Here is a 19,836-nt window from a genome sequence, read left to right as displayed (position 1 = left end):
ATTTGTAAAAGGAATAAAACTTATCTGTTGGATTCCTATCAGGAATCTAACGAGTGGTTTTTATTTCTTTCGTAATTCCGTTACCTGCTCACCAGCAACACCCCAATTATCCGTATTGACTTCATCGATCACGACGACGGTGGTGGCTGGATTTTTACCTAACACATTAACCAGCAAATCCGTTGCGCCTTTAATCAGCGCCTGTTTTTGCTCTTTGGTTACTCCTTCATCGGTAATCCGGATATTGACATAGGGCATCAGGAACTCCTTATAGTTTTGCGACCAGCGCTGACAAAGACTGCTTTACCGATTCATCAACGATGTTGCCATCTTTCATCACATCGTAGAAATTCGGCACGCTCAAGCTGCCAACCACATTCCCTTTGAAATACGGCATACTGTTCACCGTTTGCGCAAGCACACTGCTTGCCCCACCCGGTCCTGGTGAAGTCGAAAGCACAACAACGGGTTTGTTTTGAAAAACGGCTTTTTCGACACGAGACGCCCAATCAAAAATATTTTTATACGCGGCAGAATACGAACCATTATGCTCTGCAAATGACGCCACAATCGCATCGGCCTGCGCAATAGCGTCCACAAAAGCGTGCGCTTGTGCTGGCACCCCTGACGCTTTTTCAACGTCTTCACTAAACAATGGCATCTCAAAATCATTAAGATCCAGCAAAGTCACGTCCGCGCCATCCACCAGATTCGCCGTGTATCCTGCCAAAGCCTTATTAATTGACTGACGACTTGAACTGGCACCAAATGCAAGTATTTTCATGTTCGATCCTTTTCGTTTGTTAAAAAAAATAATCCAGACTAACGTGGTTTCATCTTTTTTTGATGTTTCCCCACTTAGAATGCCACCATGAACGCCATTTTTAAACACACATTTGTTCGTTTTGCCTTTGTCGGTGGTATGGGTTTTCTAGTCGACTTGAGCAGTATGTTGCTGCTTTCGATGTGGATTGCCCCTCTGCTAGCGCGTGCCATGGCATTTTGGATCGCTGCCAGCTCAAATTGGTGGTGGAACCGCGTCATCACCTTTAAAAAAGCAGAGCAAAACAGCCAAAATAAAAAAGCCGCCGCATTGCAATGGCTGCAATTTATCGGCGGCTCTGTGATTGCCTTTGTGCCCAATTGGGGGTGCTATCTGATACTCATGTCTCACCCACCCACAACTCCCAACGCGACACTGATTCTTTTATGGCCATATTTAGCCATGGTCCCCGGCGTCGCTATGGGTATGATGCTCAATTACGCTTTCTCACGCTTTTGGATCTTTTCGCAGACAAAACACTAATTTATCGGGCTCATTCACATTAAAGAATTAAGGCTTTTCTGAGCCATATTCCGCAAAGCGACCTTTCGATTTGTCGTGCACTTGATCGTGGCGCGGCCAAGGCCAACCACCAAATTGCGTGCGTTGATAATCTTGGAAAGCCTGCTGCAACTCAGCCCGAGTGTTCATCACAAACGGCCCATGCTGCTCTACATGCTCACCAATTGGACGTCCTTGCAAGAGTAGGAACCGCGCCTTTTTGCCAACATTACGCAACACCAAAGACGCGTCACTCTTCAACACAAACGCCTCATTAATCGAACCACTCGTCTCGTCTAAGGTGACCTTTTCACCTTCAAAAAAATACAAGGTACGGCTCAAATTAGCCGCTGCTGCAGGTAATGTCCATTCCCCCTTTTCAGGCAGATCAATCAGCCAAATAGCCACGTTATTTTGAGAGTCAGCCGCCCAAGAATTCGGTGGACAAGGTGACGGCTCAACATGCTGAAACGTCCCAGCCACCACCTTAACGTGTGTTTCTAAACCATTGCTGTCTGGCACTCTCACCACTGGCGTGTCTTCATTCCAGAGCATGGCAAAATGCGGCGGCACCATTTTATTTTTACTGGGTAAATTCAGCCAAATTTGAAACAGTTCTAAAGGGTTTACATCGTCTTGGTTTAGCAAAGGAAACATTTCAGAATGTTGCACACCTTCGCCTGCCGTCATCCATTGTGTATCCCCTTCACCATAGCGGCCCGCTGCGCCCAAAGAATCTGCATGATCCACAAAACCTTTGTTGACGATAGTCACCGTCTCAAAGCCACGATGCGGATGCGCCGGAAAGCCAGGAACGCTCTTACCATGATACATGCGCCAACCATCAATACCGCCAAAATCTTGCCCTAAAGGACGATTATTCAGTGGCGCGTCAGGCCCCATTGAGGCGTTGGCTTTTGGGTAGGTATCATTATGAAAAGCACAAAATAAAAAAGGATCAAACGTTGGCCAAAACATTTGCAGCGGTATACGTTTTAAAATGGATGAGCTCATGTTATTTCTCCATCAAGCAATAATGTAACGAATACAGCTATAGTATCATCTACCAAGTTGATTGTTTTATGCTGATATTGGTTTCAAAATATCGATTTTTTAGATAGAACATCAAAGTGACACAGCATCCTCATAATGACACCGGAAAAACCACTTTTGCCGTACAGCCCGCCGCTCCGACGTTGTCCGTTAATGAAAACGAGCAATGATACTTAGCGCATATATCTCGCACTATCATGAGACCTAAACCGTAACTTTCCCCACCCGGCTTACCACTTAAACCACAGCCCGTGTCCACAATGGCAATTTCATTATCCGCTACTAAAATATTCACATGACCCTCTTCAGTACAAGCCATGGCATTTTTTAACAAATTCCCCACTAAAATATGCAAGGTTGGAATCGGCAACTTGGTGACCACTTGACCTGTTTCAATGATATCAACCGTTACCAATTTGTCTGCTAGGTAGCCCAAATGCATTTGACGAATCCCTTCAAATTCAGTGGATTGCACAACACGCGATGCAACAGCGTCTAAATCTTCATCTCGAGTCAGAGACAAGAGTGTGGTGATATAATCTTCCATCTCCTGACATGCTTGCACCATGCGCACACGTTGCCGCTCTAAAAACACTTTAGAATCAGATTTACCCAACAAAGTAGTAGCACCTTTCATCACCATAAGAGGCGTACGCAATTCATGACTTGCATAGCGATTAAAGGCTCTCTCACGCTCAATCAGATCTTTGATTTGATCTTGGTAACTGTTTAACCGATCCACCAAATGACGAATCTCTCTTGTCGCAGCACCTTCCGGCAACTCGATGGCCGACAAATTCGCGGGTGTTTTTTCACCAAGGCTTTTAGACAACTGAGCAAGAGGCTGAGTTAAACGATCCGAGATTCTCATCACCACCCACAAGCTCACCACCAGCAATAACAAAGACAACATCAACTGCGTACTTTGCGTTTCAAACATTTGCTCTTCAGAAATTTCATAAATCTCATCATAGTGAATGACATAAATATCTTTTAACTCACCATTTATAGCCACCTGAGAACGCATTGAAAAAATTTCCAGCGTTGTATCAGATCCTTCGTCTAACTCGTAGGGTTTATCATTTGTCATGCTTGGATTTAATACCACCCAAGCGGGTAAGTTTTCTTTCCCCACATAGACTTCAGAAAAAGGGGGAACAGACACATGCGTCTGCTCAGTGCCGTTCAACAAAGACACCGCGGTATTTCTGTCCTTGAGCATGCGATTTTCAGCATAAATCATCTCGATATTTTCAATCATCGAGGTAAACATAGAAAAGTGAAACGCAATAATAGCGAACGCCACAATCGAAAAATACGTGAAGGTTAACTGTTTCGCGGTTTTAATGGGTTTCATTCGTCACCTTCGGCAACTAGGCGATAGCCTACTTTCGACACAGTTCTTAAATACGCATGCTCAAACGGACGGTCTATTAAGCTTCGCAATTGATAAATATGGCTGCGCAACACCTTGCTGTCTGGTTCTTCATCGCCCCACAAGGCATCACATATTTCATCTTTAGACACCACATCGGGCGCTTTTTGAATCAAGCATTTTAAAATCGTGTATTGTGAAGGGTTGAGCGCATAACGACCACCCTCACGCTGCAAGACCCGAGTATTCATATCCAAGGATAAATGCCCATAGGTTAACATTCGATTCGCCAGACTGCCCTTGCGTCGTCTCACCAAAGCTTGCAACCGAGAGTCAAGAATTTCCAAATCAAATGGTTTTACCAAATAATCATCGGCTAAATGTTCAAAGCCAGACAGAATATCGTCTTTGGTATCACGAGCCGTTAACATCAGGATCGGCGTATCAATGCCCGCTTCACGCAACGATTTGCAGACGCTTAAACCATCCATTTTAGGCAACATTACGTCTAAAATAATCGCATCATAATGTTCGGTTTTGGCCAACTCATACCCTTGCAGGCCATTACCCGCATAATCCAACACGTAGTTTTTAATTTCAAAATAATCAAAAATAACGCCCGCAATGTCTTTATGGTCTTCCACTAACAGTAATTTCATAGTTATCTCAACAGTCAAATCTCAACAATCCACAATGCCGATAAAAAAAGAGTGGCCTAATAAAGACCTATTGTCACATAAAAGCATGAAAAAAAAGTGAATCACCTTTTTGCGACAAGACAGTGAGTAGGATGAGCTCAAGAACCTTTTCCTGAGCAGGAGAACCGCCATGAAAGCCATCCAATACAGACAATATGCAAACGTTAAACAGGCCGCAAAAGAACCCAAAGTCAAAGCCCAGCCTTTCGTGTCCGTGATTATTCCCTTTCTAAACGAAGCCGATGTTTTGGCAGTGTGCCACCAACGTGTCTGTGATGCCCTTTCTTTGCTTAAGCAGCCTTGTGAAATCGTCTATGTTGACGACGGTAGCACCGACGCCAGCTGGGCATTGGTAAGCCAGTTAAAGCATCCTTTACATCAAGTTCGCAGCTTACGCCTAAGCCGCAATTTTGGCAAAGAAGCGGCGATGAGTGCCGGCATGAAAATCGCAGAAGGCCGCGCCGTCATTTTATTAGATGCCGATTTACAAGACCCACCAGAATACATTCCGGAAATGGTAAAAGCCTGGCAAGATGGCGCCCAAGTGGTCGAAATGCAACGCCGTGAACGTCACGGTGAAAGCTGGGTTAAACGCACCACGGCTCATTGCTTCTATCGTTTTATGTCAAAAATAAGCGATCACCCAATCACTGAAAACGTCGGTGATTTTCGCCTTATGGATCAAAAAGTCGTGCAAGTCATCAATACCCTGCCTGAAAGAACGCGCTTTATGAAAGGGTTGCTGGCTTGGCCTGGTTTTACTCGCAAAATACTCACCTTTGACCGCGATCCTCGCTTAGCAGGCAACACCAAATGGAATTACCCAAAACTTATCCATTTAGCGCTAGAAGGCATCACCTCGTTTAGCACCAAACCCTTACGCTGGGCCACTATGGCAGGCCTAACAACGTCGGCCATCGCCTTTATAATGACGCTGATTATTCTTACCAAAACCCTCGTCTGGGGCGACCCTGTAGCAGGTTATCCATCAACCATTCTTATCGTGTTATTTTTGGGTGGCATTCAACTTTTATCCATCGGAGTACTGGGTGAATACGTTGGCCGATTGTTCATTGAATCCAAACAACGTCCCTTGTATGTACTGATGGAAAACACCCTAACCAAACCAACTCTTCACTCTGTGGACGCTGAATAATGCAAAAGCCAATGCTCTCTCGCCCTTCTGCCAAAATGCTGCTTATCTTGCTGATCAGCACAATGGCTCTGCGCTTGCTGTCGCTTGCACTGTATCCATTAATGGACACTACAGAAGCACGCTATGGTGAAATGGCGCGTATCATGTTCGAAACGGGTAATTGGATCACGCCCATGTTTGACTACGACGTGCCCTTTTGGGGAAAACCCCCTCTTTTCACTTGGCTCAGCAGTTTAGGTTTCAGCTTATTTGGCATAAATGAATTTGCGGCACGTGTCCCACACCTACTCGTTGGAATGGGGGTTATTGGCTTAGTGTATAAACTTGGCAAAGACCATTTTCAATCCACCGCCATGGGTATTTTTAGTGCAAGTATCTTGGCTTCGACCGTCTCATTCATTGTCTTAAGTGGCGCGGTCATGACAGATACCGCTCTGACTTTTTCGATCGCCCTAAGCATGGTCAGCTTCTGGCAAGCATGGAACAACAGAGGCAAGATCTGGGGTTATTTATTCTTTATCGGTCTGGCCTTAGGCATGCTATCAAAAGGCCCATTGGCGCTGGTATTAATTGGCATCAGCCTAAGCGTATGGCTATTTCCCAATGCACGTTGGAAAAAACTATGGCGCACCTTGCCTTGGGGCATTGGCACCCTGCTCTTTTTGCTCATTTCCGTGCCTTGGTACCTTATTGCAGAATACAAAACACCGGGCTTTTTAGACTATTTCATCATTGGCGAGCATGTTAAACGCTTCATCGTCAGCGGCTGGCAAGGCGACCTTTATGGCAGCGCACACGAAAGAACACGCGGTACAATTTGGGTATACGCTTTCATTTCCATGCTGCCATGGAGCCCTTTGGTTATTTGGCAGTGGATTCGCTCGATCAAAGACGCCAAAGACGTGGAAGAAAGCCCCGATGGTTTTGGTAGCTTCTTACTGTTGTGGATGCTATCTCCAATGATTCTATTCAGTTTCTCGGGCAACATCTTAGCCAGCTATGTTATGCCAGCTTTGCCAGCAACCGCGCTATTAGTGGTGCATTTGCACCACCAAAAGCCGCTCGCGAAGTGGCTTTACAAAATAGGATTTATAACCCCTATTTTACTGATTATTCTCATCAGTGCGCTGCATTTTGATTGGGTAGAAAAACGTTCCGAAGACAAAATAATGGCAAACTGGAAACAACAACCTGAAGCCGCCCAGAGCGATTTATTTTACCTACACAAACGCCCTTTCTCGGCTCAATACTATTCAGCTGGAAAAGCCAAACAGCGCTCTACAGACTTAGATTCTTGGCTGCCATCACAGCACAAGGCGTTCTTCATCGTGCAATCAAACAAAGACCACACCGTCTATGCAAACTGGTCCTGTGAAGAAAGAAGCCACATTGGAAAAGAGAGTCTTATCTATTGCAAAAGCAAGCCATAGACATACACTTGCCCAAAAAAAGGAGCCTTTCAAAGGGCTCCTTATTGGTACATTAAAGCACTAACCTACACCGCAACTGACCCATAGCTGGGTTCGCTGTGTGAATGATTTAACGCATCATGAGCATGGGCAATGTACATGATGGTGTTGTTTTTTGGCTCATTCGGTAATTCAGCTACGTCACCCTTCCAAGCAATTTTTCGCTCATCGCGAGGCGACACGCCGATGTGTTTACGATAACAACGGCTAAAATGTGGTGTCGAGATAAAGCCACAGGCCATGGAAATTTCCACAATCGACATATTGGATTGCTTCAGCAGTTTACGCGCCCTTTCGAGCCTTAAACGCAAGTAATAACGAGAGGGCGAACAATCCAAATGACGATGGAACATTCGCTCAATTTGACGACGTGACACATCCACAAAAGTGGCTAATTCATCCAGTTCTATGGGTTCTTCTAAGTTGTTTTCCATCAGCTCAATCACATCCACCAATTTCGGTGTGCACATGCCGACGCTATTAAATTGACGCATTGGCATGCGCTGTTGATCGGATTCACTGCGGATACGATCGCAGATAAACATATCAGAAATGGCATTCGATAATTTGGGGCCATGCTGCTTGGTCATCATGTTTAAAAACATGTCCATCGGCGCACTGCCACCAGAAGAGGTCAGACGATCTTTATCAATAGAAAACAGCTTGTTGTTGCAGTTCACCTTGGGAAAGGTTTCCTGTAGGGCCGTTAAACATTCCCAATGCACACTGCACTGATAGCCATTTAAAAGACCCGCATAAGCCAGTACATAAGCCCCTGTGCAAATACCGCCTAGCTGAACGCCTTTGCGAGATTGCTTTACCAACCACGATACCTGTTTCGCAGTGAAAGCTCGAGTAATGTCGATCCCACCCGCCACAATAATCAAATCAAACTCAGCACTGTCTTCCATGGACAGATCTGGCGTCAAACTCAAGCCGTCACTGGCCGTTACAGATTGCCCATTTTCAGAAATCAAACTCCAACTATACAGCTCTTCCGCTGACAACTGATTTGCCATTCGCAAAGGCTCAATCGAAGAAGCAAGCGCAATCATAGTAAAATGGTCAAGCAGTAAAAATCCTACTCTTGTCGTGCCCCTTGCACTAAAAGCTAGGGTCGAGTTATTTGCCATATCAATGTCCTCATATATGTGCTTCCTTATATCACTAGGCAAAATCCAGACCATATTTCCAGATAGCATTCCTAAATAACGGCAAGAAGCGCTTTTATTATTTTTAAGGAGATACAAAGTCTAAGTATCATAAGGGTTAGAGGGCAATGGCAATCAAACGAAAAAACACCATTACCCACCGACGCTACAAAGACCAACCAATAGAACATAGCACCACGCACTAAAATTGACCAGCATTGCGCTTTTATTGAACGCTTATTTAATAAAAAATCAGTATTCGATGACTACATTCGACTTAGGCACAGTACAACAAGACAACACGTAACCCGCCTCAACATCATCGTCGGTAATTCCACCATTGTGATCCATTTGGGTCTCGCCTTCTTTGACCAACACCTTACAGGTTCCACAGATACCCATACCACATGCTTTGGGTATCATAAGATCCAGCCTTGCCGCAGCATTATGCAAGGTCTCTCCGGCGATCACTTGAATACTTTTACCACTCCCAGAAAACTCAACACGCAATAAATCCGCTTGATTCATCGCTTCGGCTTCGGCCTGTGCGACTTCCGCTTGCTCAATGGCGTCTTCCACCACCTCAGCGGGTGTCGCACCAAAAGATTCTTCATGGTAATGCGACATATCAAAACCACGCTCTTGAAGCAGCGCACGCACTGCTTTCATATAAGGCGCAGGTCCACAGCAATAAATCTCTCGCTCCATAAAATCGGGGGAAATCATATCCAGCTTCGCCGCGTCTAAATAGCCTCGATAACCTTGCCACGGCAAACCATTTTCCATACGCTCAACAATCAAATACAAACCAAAATTATCCAATCGAGCCGCCATGTGGTCCAACTCACGAGAATAAATCACATCCCGAGGTGAACGCGCGCTGTGAATAAAGGTAATGTCTACATCAGCATTCGTATCAAACCACCAACGCGCCATCGACATAACAGGAGTAATCCCAACACCACCAGAAAGCAGTAATACTTTCTCGGCTGGAAAATCGATACAGTTAAACTGCCCAACAGGCCCATGTACCGCCAGCTCAGAACCCACTGTCATATTGTCATGCAGCCAATTCGATACTTCACCGCCAGGCACCCGCTTTACCGTAATCGAAAAGCTATAAGGCACAGATGGCGCGCTCGAAATAGTATAAGAGCGCATCACCTGCTTACCTTCGATGTCCAACTCTAACGTGACAAATTGCCCAGGCTTAAAAAAGAACATAACGGGCTGCTGTGCCATAAAACAAAAGGTTTTCACATCCCATGTTTCATGAATCACTTTCACACAACGAACATTATGTCGTCCATTTACCCAAGTCTGAGTATGTACTGGTGCCAAATAATCGGCGTTCACCGTCTTTGTAGAGTTAGTCATATGGAAATCTCTTAATGAATGTAGCGTACCTAAAATAATTGAACTGCACCTTTTCGAGCCATTTTGGATGCTGTTGAGCCGTGCAAGTTAACTCTCTGCGACAATTAGTTGCTCATGGCAGCCAACGCCAGAAGGGACAAGAGATTGCGAGTCGATTTAGGTATCTTCCCGTGTCGTGAATGGTCATTTCTTTCCCGCTTGATTGCGCCAATATAGCCTCACAATAAACGACACTGTTAAACAGTCCATCACTCTTTTTGTCATGTAAGGCCCAGAAAGATGAATCAACAACACGACCTACTGAATGTACGCCATGCTTCTCTAGAAGAAGCGAAAACTGCCATGACACAGTTACTAGAAAAACGCGCGAGCAATTACTCCTTAGACGCGCCGCTTTATAACGACCCACACATGTTCCGAATCGACATGGAAGAAGTCTTTCAAAAAGAATGGCTCTTTGTCGGTATGACCAGTGAAATCCCCAAAAAAGGCGATTACTTTACGGTGGAAATTGGTCAAAACCCCGTCTTGATTGTGCGCGACGCCGAAGGCAAGGTGAATGCTTTTCATAACACCTGTCGTCACCGTGGTTCGGTTATTTGCACAGAGCACCGCGGTAAAGTCGCCAATTTGGTTTGCCCTTACCACCAGTGGACATACGACCTAAAAGGCAACCTGCTGTTTGCTGGCACAGAAATGAATAAAAACTTCGACATGAAACAGCACGGCCTAAAATCGGCGTTTTGCAAAACAGGCGGAGGTTTTATCTTTGTCTGTCTCGGCAAAACCGCACCCGATGACGGTTTTGACGATTTCCTAGCAACACTCGACGAATACATGGAACCCTACGACGTAGAAAATACCAAACTGGCCGTCGAATCGACCATGTACGAACGCGCCAACTGGAAACTGGTATTGGAAAACAACCGCGAATGTTATCACTGTGCAGGCAGTCACCCTGAACTGCTCAACACATTATTAGAATGGGACGACACCGAAGACCCACGAGCACCGCAAGACTTCCTCGACCATTACCACGCTCAAGCCGCACAATGGGATGCGGAAGGCATTCCACACAAGCATAAAAGCTTTGGAGCAGTGCAGCGTAACCGTATTGTGCGCATGCCGCTGAAAAAAGGCACCAAAGTCATGACCATAGACGGATCTTCCGCTTGCTCATTACCACTGGGTCGCATTAAAAACCGTGAACTGGGCTCCATGCGCATATTGCACTTACCCAACTCATGGAACCACATGCAATCCGACCACTTCATCGTCTTCCGGGTGCTGCCTATTTCCGCCCAAGAAAGCATAGTCACCAGCAAATGGTTCGTTCACAAAGACGCCGTAGAAGGTATCGATTACGACACAGACACGCTACGCAAGGTCTGGGATGCCACCAACGAACAAGACAAAGTCCTCGGCGAACGCAACCAGCTCGGCATCAACTCCATTGGCTATCAACCAGGACCTTACTCAGAAACCTACGAATTTGGCGTTATCAACTTTTTGGACTGGTATTCATCAACCGTGCAGAAAAATCTAAAAGCCAAATAGCCCCAACCTTTTTCTAGCCCCTCTAGAAAAGCAAAAAGCGAATCGTTTGATTCGCTTTTTTTATGACATAACAACACGGAAATATCTTTTCTACAAAATCCGCTTAAGCAATCGATCCGCCCGTGTGCGAATGACTTTTTTCAACAGTCTTTGGATTTTGTCAGGGTAATCATGAATGGTTTCCAACTGACGATACGACGCAATCCGTTGAGTATGTTGATGAATATTATCAAACTCCGCCGTAAACTTAGCCAACAAATGCTGCTGCGGATCTTCCACCAACAAGCCGTTTTCCAAATCCAACGCCCAGGCTCTAGGGTTAACATTATTACCGGTTAGCAACATAGTCCGACGATCAACCCAAAGACCCTTTAAATGATAACTATGGTTGTCATGCTTCCATAAATGGATCGACAACTCGCCCGAGGCAATATGACTTTCATTCGCGCGGGCAAATTTACGCAAATTCATCTCATACAAATACGGCAAACCACCAATGGCTTTAAAAGGCTGATCGGGCGCGATATAAAAATCATTCGCGGTTTTATCCCCCACCACAACATGCACCTTCACACCACGTTTGATCGCGCGTTTCACTTCTCTCAGCACAACTTTCGGCAAATTAAAATACGGTGTGCACAGCACAATCTCCTGTTTCGCCTCCGCCAACAGCACCGTAATTTTTTGGTTCAGCGCGTTAAAACGTTTCCCCACTCCCACCAAAGGCGTCACCGCCACCTGCTGATCGCCAACAAACTGCTTTTCACCACCATAAGACGAACGGCCCAACGAGATTCTAAATTGTCGAATGACAGATTTTAGCTCTTTCGTCGCAGGCAGTCCGGCTTGGGCAAGATTGTTCACCGCGGGATGACGTATCATCTCATTGCGAACGAAGCCCACCATGCTGTCCGCCAACGCAGCATTCTGAATCACATGATAACGGTCAAACCGATAACGGTCTTGAAAATGCAGATACACATTGTTCAAACTGGCACCGCTATAAATCACCGTATCATCAATAACAAAGCCTTTTAAATGCAATACACCAAACACTTCACGGTTACGAACCGGCACGCCATACACCGGAATATCGTACTCATATCGTTCAGCAAACGCTTGATACATAGCCGCATTGCCCGCGGCTTTTTCAGCGCCAATCAAACCACGCTGAGCACGATGCCAGTCCACACAGATAGCAATGTCTAACTTAGGGTTACGCTGCTTGGCTTCATAAGCCGCCGTCAAAACCTCCCTGCCCGCTTCATCATCTTCAAGATACAGCGCCACAAGATAAACTCTCGACGTCGCGTTATGAATCGCTTCTAATAAATATTCTCGAAAACTAAGGGCAGATTGCAGAACATGGAATTGGTCAGGTTCAACCGCAAAAGTAGGCGTTGAACCGAATAAATGTCTAATGGGCATAATACAGAGGTGCTACCTTATTTTTAACGAACGACAGACTGTAACAAATTCACCGTCAATATCCTAAAAAAGAATCTACACCTTCACCTCTTCCACTTCAGGATGATTCTTTAAATACGCCTGCCATGACAAATCTATCGCCTTCACCTCACCTTCAATCCAATGTTTGAACGCCGTCACCTTTTGGTATTTAAAATGCGGTGCGGGCGCAACAAGGTAAAAATCGTACTGAGACTTCATGTAAATCGGCAAAGGACAAATCAGCTGCCCTTTCTCAATCAGCTCATACACCAAACCATAACGCATCATTGCCAAACCTTGGCAAGACAACAAAGCCTCCACCAAAGAAGTCGAATCCGCCACATGCAAATGCGACTTCATCGGCATATCGTAAAGGTCCAAAAAGCGCTGCAGCACAGGCCACACATGTCGTACGTCCGGCCCAGTATCGGTAATAATAGGAATATTGAGCAACTGCTCCTTGATTGGCTGGCTCATGTTGATCATCGAAGGATGACACACCAGTACCAAATACTCTTTGAACAACAATTGCGATTTCAGCCCCGCATACTGACCACGGCCCAAGCGAATACACAAATCCAAATCACTGTCCGCAAAAGTCGATAAATCAATGCTCGGACTCAAGCGCAGATTAATCTCCGGCTCTTGCGCTTGAAAGCGCCCTAAACGCGACACCAACCAACGGCTCGAAAACGACGGCACCGAGCTGATCACCAAGGTATTGGGTGTCGGATCTTCCATAATGCCTTTCACCCCTTCTTCTAATAAACCAAAGGCTTTTTCAACGTAATCCAATAAATACTGACCTTCCGCCGTCAATACCACTTGGCGAGTGTGTCGTTCAAACAACGCCACACCCAAGGCTTGTTCCAAGGTTTTCATCTGCTGACTCACCGCCGCCTGCGTCACAAAAAGCGACTCCGCTGCCTTCTTAAAACTCAACGTCTGCGCCGCATAACGAAACGCCTGCAGGGATTTAAGCGGTGGTAAAGCTCGACTAGAAGACATAAAGCATACCTTTTATAAATAAGATTTTCTTAACTATAGAACACTTTTTCTCGTTTGTCGCCGCGCAATTTAAAGCCGATGATTTGACCATAAAGCAAACACCTCAACCAACCGAGAAAAGGAAAACGCCATGAAAAACAGCACATCAGACGAGATGCATATTCTCACAAACCGTCCGCTAGACATAAGCCAATGCTGCAAAGCCACATTAGATAATCTGAAAGAAAAACCATGGAAAGCGATTATCAAAAAAATCGCCCACAACTGGCGCACTCGAAACCGACTCAGCCACCTAAACGAAGCACAACTGAAAGACATCGGCCTCACCGCAGCGGACGTGGATCACGAAGTGAACAAACCGCTGTGGAAGTGAGTTTTTTGGGGGTGATCGGGGCGCTTGGTGGAGTGCCTTTTTTGATATAAATAAATTCAGATTCAAGAAGCTCTGCACGAAATGACAAAATTGATCACTTAAAAAGTTAAGTTAATCAAAACATATAACTGCAAAAATGTCTTTATTGCTACAACAGCCTCAAAGTATCATGTATTTTCGCGTAAAAAAGCAAACAAGAGACTAAATATGGGCTGGTTAGAAGATATTGGTAAATCGCTTCCTATTGAAAAAATATACGATGATTTAGCTAGAAAATCTGTAGTTCAAGTTGGCGATATAGCACTAAACTCAATAAAAGCTGCTAGATGCATTCTTGCACCAATAGACTATCTCGCAGCACAACAGGACAAATTACAAAATCACCTAAAAAGAGTAAATGACAAAGTACCTGAAGATAGACAAATCAATGCTCACCCACTACTCACTGGTCCCATCATCGATAGCCTAAAATATGTTGAAGAAGAAAGTCTAATTTCAGAAATGTTTGAAAACCTCCTTGCTAGAGCTATTGATAGCGAAAGAGCAAGTGAAGCTCACCCTGCTTTTTCGAAAATTATTGCTCAACTATCACCTGATGAAGCTGTCATTCTTTACCACTTCAAGAGTCAAAGCTATGAAGCAGAACTTAATTATATTTATGCTCCTAATTTTAAAGATATTAATTCTATAGAGGTTTTGAGAAATCAGTTTCCAGTTGAGCTTTTAACGTTCCCCAATAATTACACTATGTATTTAAACCATCTTTGTCATTTAAATTTATTAACCCAGTTTAATAACATATCCCATGTAAAAGAAGGAGCCCCTTGTAACCACAAAATGTGTATAGAAACGACTAAAATAACCACCTTTGGCCAGCTATTTTCTCAAGCCTGCATTCCAGAGAAGATCGATTTATTTAAAATATAATTTTCTAGGGAATAAAATATAAAACTCCAGATTTTCATTCACAACCTTTTTAAATATCATTTAATATATTTTTTCTAGGTTGATATAGTTAAGGATAATCAATGAATATCACAATAGAAAACTGTAACAGTATTGATACAACAGCAATTACTCTAACGGATAAAAAATTAAACATTAAATTTGCACCAAACGGTACGGGTAAGAGTACAATAGCAAAAGCTGTCACTTTACATGCACAAGATGGCTCACTTGATGGCTTAATGCCATTTAAGTTAAGAAAGAATAACCCTAATAATAAAGCCCCTAGTGTGACCTCAGACACTGTGATAAACAGTGTTATGTGCTTCAACGAGGAATATGTACGTCAATTTACGTTTCAATAAGACGAGTTGATAAGTAACAGTTTTGACATTTTTATCAGAACAGATGCATATAATGCTGTTGAAGGAGACATTTCGACTATTGTAAGCGAAATCAACGGCTTATTTGGTGGCAATGAAGAGCTTGAAGCATTCATTGCAAACTTAAAAGAATTGGGAGATGCATTTACCTTATCGAAAACTGGTTTATCTCAGAAATCAGCTGGTATGAAAGGACTTTCCCAAGGTAACAAGTTACAACATATCCCTGAAGGTTTAGAGGCATATCGGCCTTTCATTAATAGCTCTTCGAATATAGCTTGGATTGATTGGCAAATAAAAGGTTCTCAACAGTTTTCTGAATTATCTGATTGTTGCCCATATTGCTCATCTGATACTACCGACAAGAAAGAGCAAATCACCAAAGTTGCTGAAGAGTATGACAAGAATGTCATTAAAAACCTAGTAAAAATCATTGATATAATCGACAAACTTGGTAATTACTTTACTGAGGCATCTAGGCAAAAATTAAAAGAAATTACTCTTCTTCCAAATGGTCTTGAACTCGAGCATATAGATTATCTTAAACAAATAAAAACACAAATCGACCGTTTATCTGATCGCTTGACTAAGTTAAAAGCACTCAAAGGTTTTGATTTCAAAAGAGATAAATTGGTAAGAGATCAGTTAAATGCATACAAGATAGATCTTGCTTTTCTTACTGAATTAAATTCTGATGCTACCAAACAAGAAATAGACTCAATTAACAGCTCTATAGATGAAGTTGTTGTGAAGGCTGGTCAGCTGCAGGGTAAGTTAAACCAACAGCGTAGTGCAATGCAGAAGCTGGTTGAAAAGTATCAAACAGAGATTAACAGTTTTCTATCTTACGCTGGTTATAAATATAAAGTACAAATATCAGGAGAAGATGATCAGTCTCAATTGAAATTACAACATATTGATCATGATGATTTTGTTTCTGGTGGAGATCAACACCTGAGCTTTGGTGAGCGTAATGCGTTCGCAATTGTGTTGTTTATGTACGAATGTTTATCCAAAAAGCCTGATTTGATCATACTGGACGACCCAATTTCTTCATTTGATAAAAATAAGAAGTATGCAATTTTAGAAATGCTTTTTCGAAGAAAATCTTCCAATTGCTTAAAAGGTAAGACCGTCTTGATGCTTACTCATGATGTTGAACCAATCATAGATACAGTAAAAGCTGTACAGAAACAGTTTGATAGTCAGGTGTTTGCTTCATATCTGAGATTTGACACTGGATTAATCGTTGAAATGTCGATAGATAAGAGTGACATAAAAACGTTCTCTCAAATTTGTACGGATTACTTAGCGACAGACGCTCATTCAATTTTAAAGCTAATCTACTTACGCAGACATTTCGAAATTGTCGACGATTTGGGCGATACCTACCAAGTTCTTTCTAACCTACTCCACTTGCGGTCGCAGAAGGAAGCAATAGATACACGTGAAGAAGGCCACCCAGTTATGGATAGCAGCAAACTAGAAGAGGGAATTGTTCAGATTACATCAAGTATTGCCGATTTTAGTTACGATGGTTCTCTTGAACGATTGAAGGATAAAAGATCGTTAAAGGACATTTATGATAACTGTTCAAGTGGGTATGAGAAACTGCAAATATTTCGTTTATTTGATGGGGTAGAAGTAGATAACTCCGTTCTTCAAAAATTCATTAATGAAACCTACCATATTGAGAACGAGTATATATGTCAACTCGACCCAACCAAATTTGATTTGATACCTGAGTATGTAGTTAAGGCTTGTGATGATTGCTTAATGGAAGCTGGGTTTTAATAAATATAGTAAGCAAAAAAGGCTATATTTATTTTTTGCTCTTATCATTTATTGAACAGTAAATCATATGTGCCTTGTACTCGAAAATAAAATAGAGCGGGAGTCTTTAGTTTCAAAAAAGCCAACAATAATGATTGTCCCAATTTTTCGAAAGCGAAAAGTGGGACAATCGCTGACACCGTTTTAGCAAGTGATTACTAGCCGCTACAGTTGGGCATAGATTTGAGACATTCCTTTATCTCCCGCTTTGTATTTTGGGGGATTAACCTGAAATACATTTCCTGTGATCTGTAAGTCTTGAATATTAGCTACTATACACAAATCCCATTCATGGCCCGGAGTAATATGCCCGCATTGTGTTTGATAGCAGCGTAGAACCTCATTTCCAGCTGTTGATATTCCTACAGCAGAAGGTTGTGCAACTCGCGGTAAGCCGCTATAAGTAAATGATACTTCCTCTCGGTTATTTATTGCTGAAATTAAAGTATTAATCATATCCGACTCTTATAGTTTTTTTTGGGAATATTCCCTTATTTTTCTGTAATTTTTTAGAACTATTATTAAAAATAACCTCACAAACCCTGTAACTAGAAAGCCAAGCCTGAATGTGACGTTTTAACCAACAGCGCGTTTTGTTATCCTTACTTTTTACTCTTTAATCTTAGTAGGCTTTTCATTTTCTGCAGTGCAAACCTGCATTTTAATTATTTGACACAGTAGGACACCCACATAAAAAATATAACCTCATCATACAAAAACATCCCTCGCACAGAAAGCATGTTTCTAAGAAAGTTTTCTTCTACTATTTTTAAAATACGAAACTCATTGCTTAAAGGCAGGTTTAGTGATTTTTATGCGAGTGAATTTACTAATGAAGGATTAGTTAATGACGAAAGACTTGGGTTGATTTAGGGAAGCTAGGCGTGAAGCCGAACATTGCTTGATCTAGGCTTTCTTTGGAGATTGTTTGCATGACAGTAATCCATAATTGACTGCTCTGCACCCACAACTGCTCCTGTTCTTGACCCAAACTCCGTGGCAATACACAGCCAGTTCTCAGAGGAAATATTAAGCCTTTGAAGAATTGGTAACATTAAAGCGTCTATCGCACCGCGTTTGTCTTCACGTATGAGGCGCCCTGTTATATCGACCAATTCAAGATAGTCCGTCAATTTAAATGGCAATCCATCAGGCATATCTTTTCTAGGATTTCCAACAAAAGGATAGAGTAGTTTTGGTTGCTTTTGATGTCTTGCAGCAACCACTCGCTTTTTAACACTGGTGAACTCTGAGGTTTCAGGTGTTGGATTGATTTTTGCTCTTAAGGGATTGAGGTCAACATAAGCCATACAAGCCGCTAATGCAGCTTCATCCAGCAAAGCTTGGGACTTAAAACGTCCTTCCCAGAATCGACCTGTACATTTGTCTTCAAAATTGGCTTGTCGAGCAATGAGTTCATTCAATTCTTTCATAAACCAGCTAATGTCTATAAAACGGCATCTAAAAGCTTCAGCAGACTTTTCAACCAAGGCCAAAGCAAACTCTGGTTGTTCTTCTCCTCGGACGTACTGCTGAGTAAACAAGGTACCTTTATGCAGCTTATGCCACCTTTTCAGAACCTCCAATGTAGACCATTTAGCCGCTTTTTCTACGTTTATGTGCAACACTACATGAAGATGGTTACTCATTACCGCATAGGTATAAACATCAATAGCAAAGACACTGGCAAGAAATAATAATCTATTTTCAACCCAACCTCGACGGTGCTCAAAGCTTTCACCAGAGACAGGATCTTCACCACACAAAAACGCCCTACGAACACAGCATGAAACACAGTGATAGTAAGGCGTATCTTCTAAACTAATTTGCTGACTTCTAGCTCTTGGCATGACGACGCCCCTTCCAAGAGAAATAAATAACACTGATTAAATATACAGTATATTTTCAAATCATCAAGTTTAAATGGGTGTCCTGTAAGTTCGTAGCCTCACCGCAGCGGATGTGGATCAGGAAGTGAGAAAACCGGTTTGGAAGTGATTTTTTGGGGCGGGAATAAGGGCGCTTGGTGAAGTGCCCTTGTTGCAGGGTTGTGGTTTCTATAGAAAGGGTTGTCTTTTAAGGCCCATTCAGCGGCTTGTCCGCTGCCTTTGTTTGTTACATACTACCATCCAAGTGGGATATTTATTAAATCTGAGAAGGCCCATAACACAGTGCCAATTTTTAGCATTGTGAATTCCCAACCCCTAAGCTTTTTTGACCAAATATCAAACATATCTTTTAGCCAAGCCTTAATAAACCCTTCCTTATCAAGACCTGCTAATTCACCGTCCTCATAATTCTTTAGGCTATTTATGATTTCAATAGCGTCCTTTTCATTAAACCCTGGTTTAATGCGCTCTAACTCGTTCTTTTTCTTATGCACAAAACCCGATGCCCATATTTCAAAAAGCTTTTCCTTACCTATAAATTTAATCATTTCTTCAAAACTCATATTCCTAAGATCCAAATAGAAATCTTTATAGGCCATAGTTATCGCTATCAGTGTTACAACAGCCCCCGCTCTACCTAAATGCGTAAAATCCTTAAATAGGATTGCTGTTACAAAGCCAACAACAAGAACTAAAGCTGCAGTAATGATATATGCAATAAACTCTATGAAAAAATTAAAAACAGGAGAGTCTTTATCTAGCTTCCATGTATCTTTATCTGACATTTGAACTCCAT

At 42.9% G+C, this 19,836-nt stretch carries 20 protein-coding genes; 8 read left to right on the top strand and 12 right to left on the bottom strand.

Annotated features, from left to right (window positions below; all coding sequences use genetic code 11):
• Positions 1–60: 60 nt before the first annotated feature.
• Together DKT73_RS01210 and DKT73_RS01205 are read right to left on the bottom strand one after the other, a co-directional pair.
• Positions 61–258 carry a 2-hydroxymuconate tautomerase family protein gene (locus tag DKT73_RS01210; RefSeq protein WP_111607226.1) on the bottom strand — a complete coding sequence of 66 codons (198 nt, stop codon included), beginning with the start codon at positions 256–258 and terminating at the stop codon, positions 61–63.
• A 10-nt stretch (positions 259–268) separates the two neighbouring features.
• Positions 269–784 (bottom strand): NADPH-dependent FMN reductase, encoded by a 516-nt coding sequence (locus tag DKT73_RS01205; RefSeq protein WP_111636785.1) that lies wholly within the window; start codon positions 782–784, stop codon positions 269–271.
• Between the two features lie 87 nt (positions 785–871).
• Here DKT73_RS01205 and DKT73_RS01200 point away from each other — a divergent pair, with 87 nt between their 5' ends.
• Positions 872–1,306, top strand: a complete 435-nt coding sequence (locus DKT73_RS01200; protein ID WP_111636784.1) for a GtrA family protein — start codon at positions 872–874, stop codon at positions 1,304–1,306.
• A 27-nt stretch (positions 1,307–1,333) separates the two neighbouring features.
• Here the strand turns inward: DKT73_RS01200 and DKT73_RS01195 are convergent, their stop codons facing one another.
• The 3 genes from DKT73_RS01195 to DKT73_RS01185 form a co-directional block, all read right to left on the bottom strand.
• Positions 1,334–2,338, bottom strand: coding sequence for a pirin family protein (locus DKT73_RS01195; RefSeq protein WP_111636783.1), 1,005 nt, complete (start codon positions 2,336–2,338; stop codon positions 1,334–1,336).
• A gap of 130 nt (positions 2,339–2,468) precedes the next feature.
• The gene (locus tag DKT73_RS01190; RefSeq protein WP_111636782.1) at positions 2,469–3,734 is read right to left on the bottom strand and encodes a sensor histidine kinase; all 1,266 of its coding nucleotides are present in this window, start codon (positions 3,732–3,734) and stop codon (positions 2,469–2,471) included.
• Positions 3,731–4,411: a response regulator transcription factor gene (locus DKT73_RS01185; protein WP_111636781.1), complete on the bottom strand. Its 681-nt coding sequence runs from the start codon at positions 4,409–4,411 to the stop codon at positions 3,731–3,733. The genes DKT73_RS01190 and DKT73_RS01185 overlap by 4 nt, the downstream gene beginning before the upstream one ends.
• A 169-nt stretch (positions 4,412–4,580) precedes the next feature.
• On the opposite strand from DKT73_RS01185, the gene DKT73_RS01180 reads away from it, so the two are divergent.
• On the top strand, positions 4,581–5,606 hold the full coding sequence (locus DKT73_RS01180) for a glycosyltransferase family 2 protein (protein WP_111636780.1): 1,026 nt from the start codon (positions 4,581–4,583) through the stop codon (positions 5,604–5,606).
• A complete protein-coding gene (locus tag DKT73_RS01175; RefSeq protein WP_111636779.1) occupies positions 5,606–7,036 on the top strand; it encodes an ArnT family glycosyltransferase in 1,431 nt (476 codons plus the stop codon). The genes DKT73_RS01180 and DKT73_RS01175 overlap by 1 nt, the downstream gene beginning before the upstream one ends.
• Before the next feature lie 65 nt (positions 7,037–7,101).
• On the opposite strand, the gene gbdR is transcribed toward DKT73_RS01175, so the two are convergent.
• Together gbdR and DKT73_RS01165 are read right to left on the bottom strand one after the other, a co-directional pair.
• Positions 7,102–8,208, bottom strand: a complete 1,107-nt coding sequence (gbdR, locus tag DKT73_RS01170) for a choline metabolism transcriptional regulator GbdR (RefSeq protein ID WP_111636778.1) — start codon at positions 8,206–8,208, stop codon at positions 7,102–7,104.
• Positions 8,209–8,478: 270 nt separating this feature from the next.
• Positions 8,479–9,603 carry a glycine betaine monooxygenase reductase subunit gene (locus DKT73_RS01165; RefSeq protein WP_269808145.1) on the bottom strand — a complete coding sequence of 375 codons (1,125 nt, stop codon included), beginning with the start codon at positions 9,601–9,603 and terminating at the stop codon, positions 8,479–8,481.
• Positions 9,604–9,882: 279 nt separating this feature from the next.
• Between DKT73_RS01165 and DKT73_RS01160 the strand changes: the two genes are divergently transcribed.
• The gene (locus DKT73_RS01160; protein WP_111636777.1) at positions 9,883–11,160 is read left to right on the top strand and encodes a glycine betaine monooxygenase oxygenase subunit; all 1,278 of its coding nucleotides are present in this window, start codon (positions 9,883–9,885) and stop codon (positions 11,158–11,160) included.
• Between the two features lie 90 nt (positions 11,161–11,250).
• On the opposite strand, the gene pssA is transcribed toward DKT73_RS01160, so the two are convergent.
• Positions 11,251–12,588, bottom strand: coding sequence for a CDP-diacylglycerol--serine O-phosphatidyltransferase (pssA, locus tag DKT73_RS01155; protein ID WP_111636776.1), 1,338 nt, complete (start codon positions 12,586–12,588; stop codon positions 11,251–11,253).
• A gap of 75 nt (positions 12,589–12,663) precedes the next feature.
• Positions 12,664–13,617, bottom strand: coding sequence for a LysR substrate-binding domain-containing protein (locus DKT73_RS01150; protein ID WP_111636775.1), 954 nt, complete (start codon positions 13,615–13,617; stop codon positions 12,664–12,666).
• A 130-nt stretch (positions 13,618–13,747) separates the two neighbouring features.
• Here DKT73_RS01150 and DKT73_RS01145 point away from each other — a divergent pair, with 130 nt between their 5' ends.
• The 4 genes from DKT73_RS01145 (at position 13,748) to DKT73_RS01135 (ending at position 17,112) form a co-directional block, all read left to right on the top strand.
• Positions 13,748–13,990, top strand: a complete 243-nt coding sequence (locus tag DKT73_RS01145; protein ID WP_111636774.1) for a DUF1127 domain-containing protein — start codon at positions 13,748–13,750, stop codon at positions 13,988–13,990.
• 207 nt (positions 13,991–14,197) lie between these two features.
• A complete protein-coding gene (locus tag DKT73_RS01140) occupies positions 14,198–14,917 on the top strand; it encodes an Abi-alpha family protein (RefSeq protein WP_111636773.1) in 720 nt (239 codons plus the stop codon).
• A gap of 101 nt (positions 14,918–15,018) precedes the next feature.
• Positions 15,019–15,300 (top strand): ATP-binding protein, encoded by a 282-nt coding sequence (locus DKT73_RS20120; protein WP_198666511.1) that lies wholly within the window; start codon positions 15,019–15,021, stop codon positions 15,298–15,300.
• Positions 15,301–15,306: 6 nt separating this feature from the next.
• Positions 15,307–17,112 (top strand): AAA family ATPase, encoded by a 1,806-nt coding sequence (locus tag DKT73_RS01135; RefSeq protein ID WP_198666510.1) that lies wholly within the window; start codon positions 15,307–15,309, stop codon positions 17,110–17,112.
• Between the two features lie 204 nt (positions 17,113–17,316).
• Here DKT73_RS01135 and DKT73_RS01130 read toward each other — a convergent pair whose 3' ends face one another.
• The 3 genes from DKT73_RS01130 to DKT73_RS01120 all read right to left on the bottom strand — a co-directional run bounded on the left by DKT73_RS01130 (position 17,317) and on the right by DKT73_RS01120 (position 19,825).
• Positions 17,317–17,607 carry a hypothetical protein gene (locus tag DKT73_RS01130; RefSeq protein WP_111636772.1) on the bottom strand — a complete coding sequence of 97 codons (291 nt, stop codon included), beginning with the start codon at positions 17,605–17,607 and terminating at the stop codon, positions 17,317–17,319.
• A 422-nt stretch (positions 17,608–18,029) separates the two neighbouring features.
• The gene (locus tag DKT73_RS01125) at positions 18,030–19,001 is read right to left on the bottom strand and encodes a transposase (protein WP_111636771.1); all 972 of its coding nucleotides are present in this window, start codon (positions 18,999–19,001) and stop codon (positions 18,030–18,032) included.
• A gap of 272 nt (positions 19,002–19,273) precedes the next feature.
• On the bottom strand, positions 19,274–19,825 hold the full coding sequence (locus tag DKT73_RS01120) for a hypothetical protein (protein ID WP_111636770.1): 552 nt from the start codon (positions 19,823–19,825) through the stop codon (positions 19,274–19,276).
• Positions 19,826–19,836 lie beyond the last annotated feature (11 nt).

The organism is Marinomonas shanghaiensis (assembly GCF_003259175.1).
Lineage (GTDB): Bacteria > Pseudomonadota > Gammaproteobacteria > Pseudomonadales > Marinomonadaceae > Marinomonas > Marinomonas shanghaiensis.
Note: the sequence above shows the minus strand (reverse complement) of the source record. Positions and strands in the feature narration are given on the sequence as shown.

Coding starts and splice junctions, on each gene's coding strand:
- DKT73_RS01130 (WP_111636772.1), bottom strand. CDS start 17,607: ATGATTAATACTTTAATTTCAGCAATAAATAACCGAGAGGAAGTATCA.
- DKT73_RS01125 (WP_111636771.1), bottom strand. CDS start 19,001: ATGCCAAGAGCTAGAAGTCAGCAAATTAGTTTAGAAGATACGCCTTAC.
- DKT73_RS01205 (WP_111636785.1), bottom strand. CDS start 784: ATGAAAATACTTGCATTTGGTGCCAGTTCAAGTCGTCAGTCAATTAAT.
- gbdR (WP_111636778.1), bottom strand. CDS start 8,208: ATGGCAAATAACTCGACCCTAGCTTTTAGTGCAAGGGGCACGACAAGA.
- pssA (WP_111636776.1), bottom strand. CDS start 12,588: ATGCCCATTAGACATTTATTCGGTTCAACGCCTACTTTTGCGGTTGAA.
- DKT73_RS01165 (WP_269808145.1), bottom strand. CDS start 9,603: ATGACTAACTCTACAAAGACGGTGAACGCCGATTATTTGGCACCAGTA.
- DKT73_RS01200 (WP_111636784.1), top strand. CDS start 872: ATGAACGCCATTTTTAAACACACATTTGTTCGTTTTGCCTTTGTCGGT.
- DKT73_RS01160 (WP_111636777.1), top strand. CDS start 9,883: ATGAATCAACAACACGACCTACTGAATGTACGCCATGCTTCTCTAGAA.
- DKT73_RS01190 (WP_111636782.1), bottom strand. CDS start 3,734: ATGAAACCCATTAAAACCGCGAAACAGTTAACCTTCACGTATTTTTCG.
- DKT73_RS01210 (WP_111607226.1), bottom strand. CDS start 258: ATGCCCTATGTCAATATCCGGATTACCGATGAAGGAGTAACCAAAGAG.
- DKT73_RS20120 (WP_198666511.1), top strand. CDS start 15,019: ATGAATATCACAATAGAAAACTGTAACAGTATTGATACAACAGCAATT.
- DKT73_RS01180 (WP_111636780.1), top strand. CDS start 4,581: ATGAAAGCCATCCAATACAGACAATATGCAAACGTTAAACAGGCCGCA.
- DKT73_RS01140 (WP_111636773.1), top strand. CDS start 14,198: ATGGGCTGGTTAGAAGATATTGGTAAATCGCTTCCTATTGAAAAAATA.
- DKT73_RS01145 (WP_111636774.1), top strand. CDS start 13,748: ATGAAAAACAGCACATCAGACGAGATGCATATTCTCACAAACCGTCCG.
- DKT73_RS01120 (WP_111636770.1), bottom strand. CDS start 19,825: ATGTCAGATAAAGATACATGGAAGCTAGATAAAGACTCTCCTGTTTTT.
- DKT73_RS01195 (WP_111636783.1), bottom strand. CDS start 2,338: ATGAGCTCATCCATTTTAAAACGTATACCGCTGCAAATGTTTTGGCCA.
- DKT73_RS01175 (WP_111636779.1), top strand. CDS start 5,606: ATGCAAAAGCCAATGCTCTCTCGCCCTTCTGCCAAAATGCTGCTTATC.
- DKT73_RS01150 (WP_111636775.1), bottom strand. CDS start 13,617: ATGTCTTCTAGTCGAGCTTTACCACCGCTTAAATCCCTGCAGGCGTTT.
- DKT73_RS01185 (WP_111636781.1), bottom strand. CDS start 4,411: ATGAAATTACTGTTAGTGGAAGACCATAAAGACATTGCGGGCGTTATT.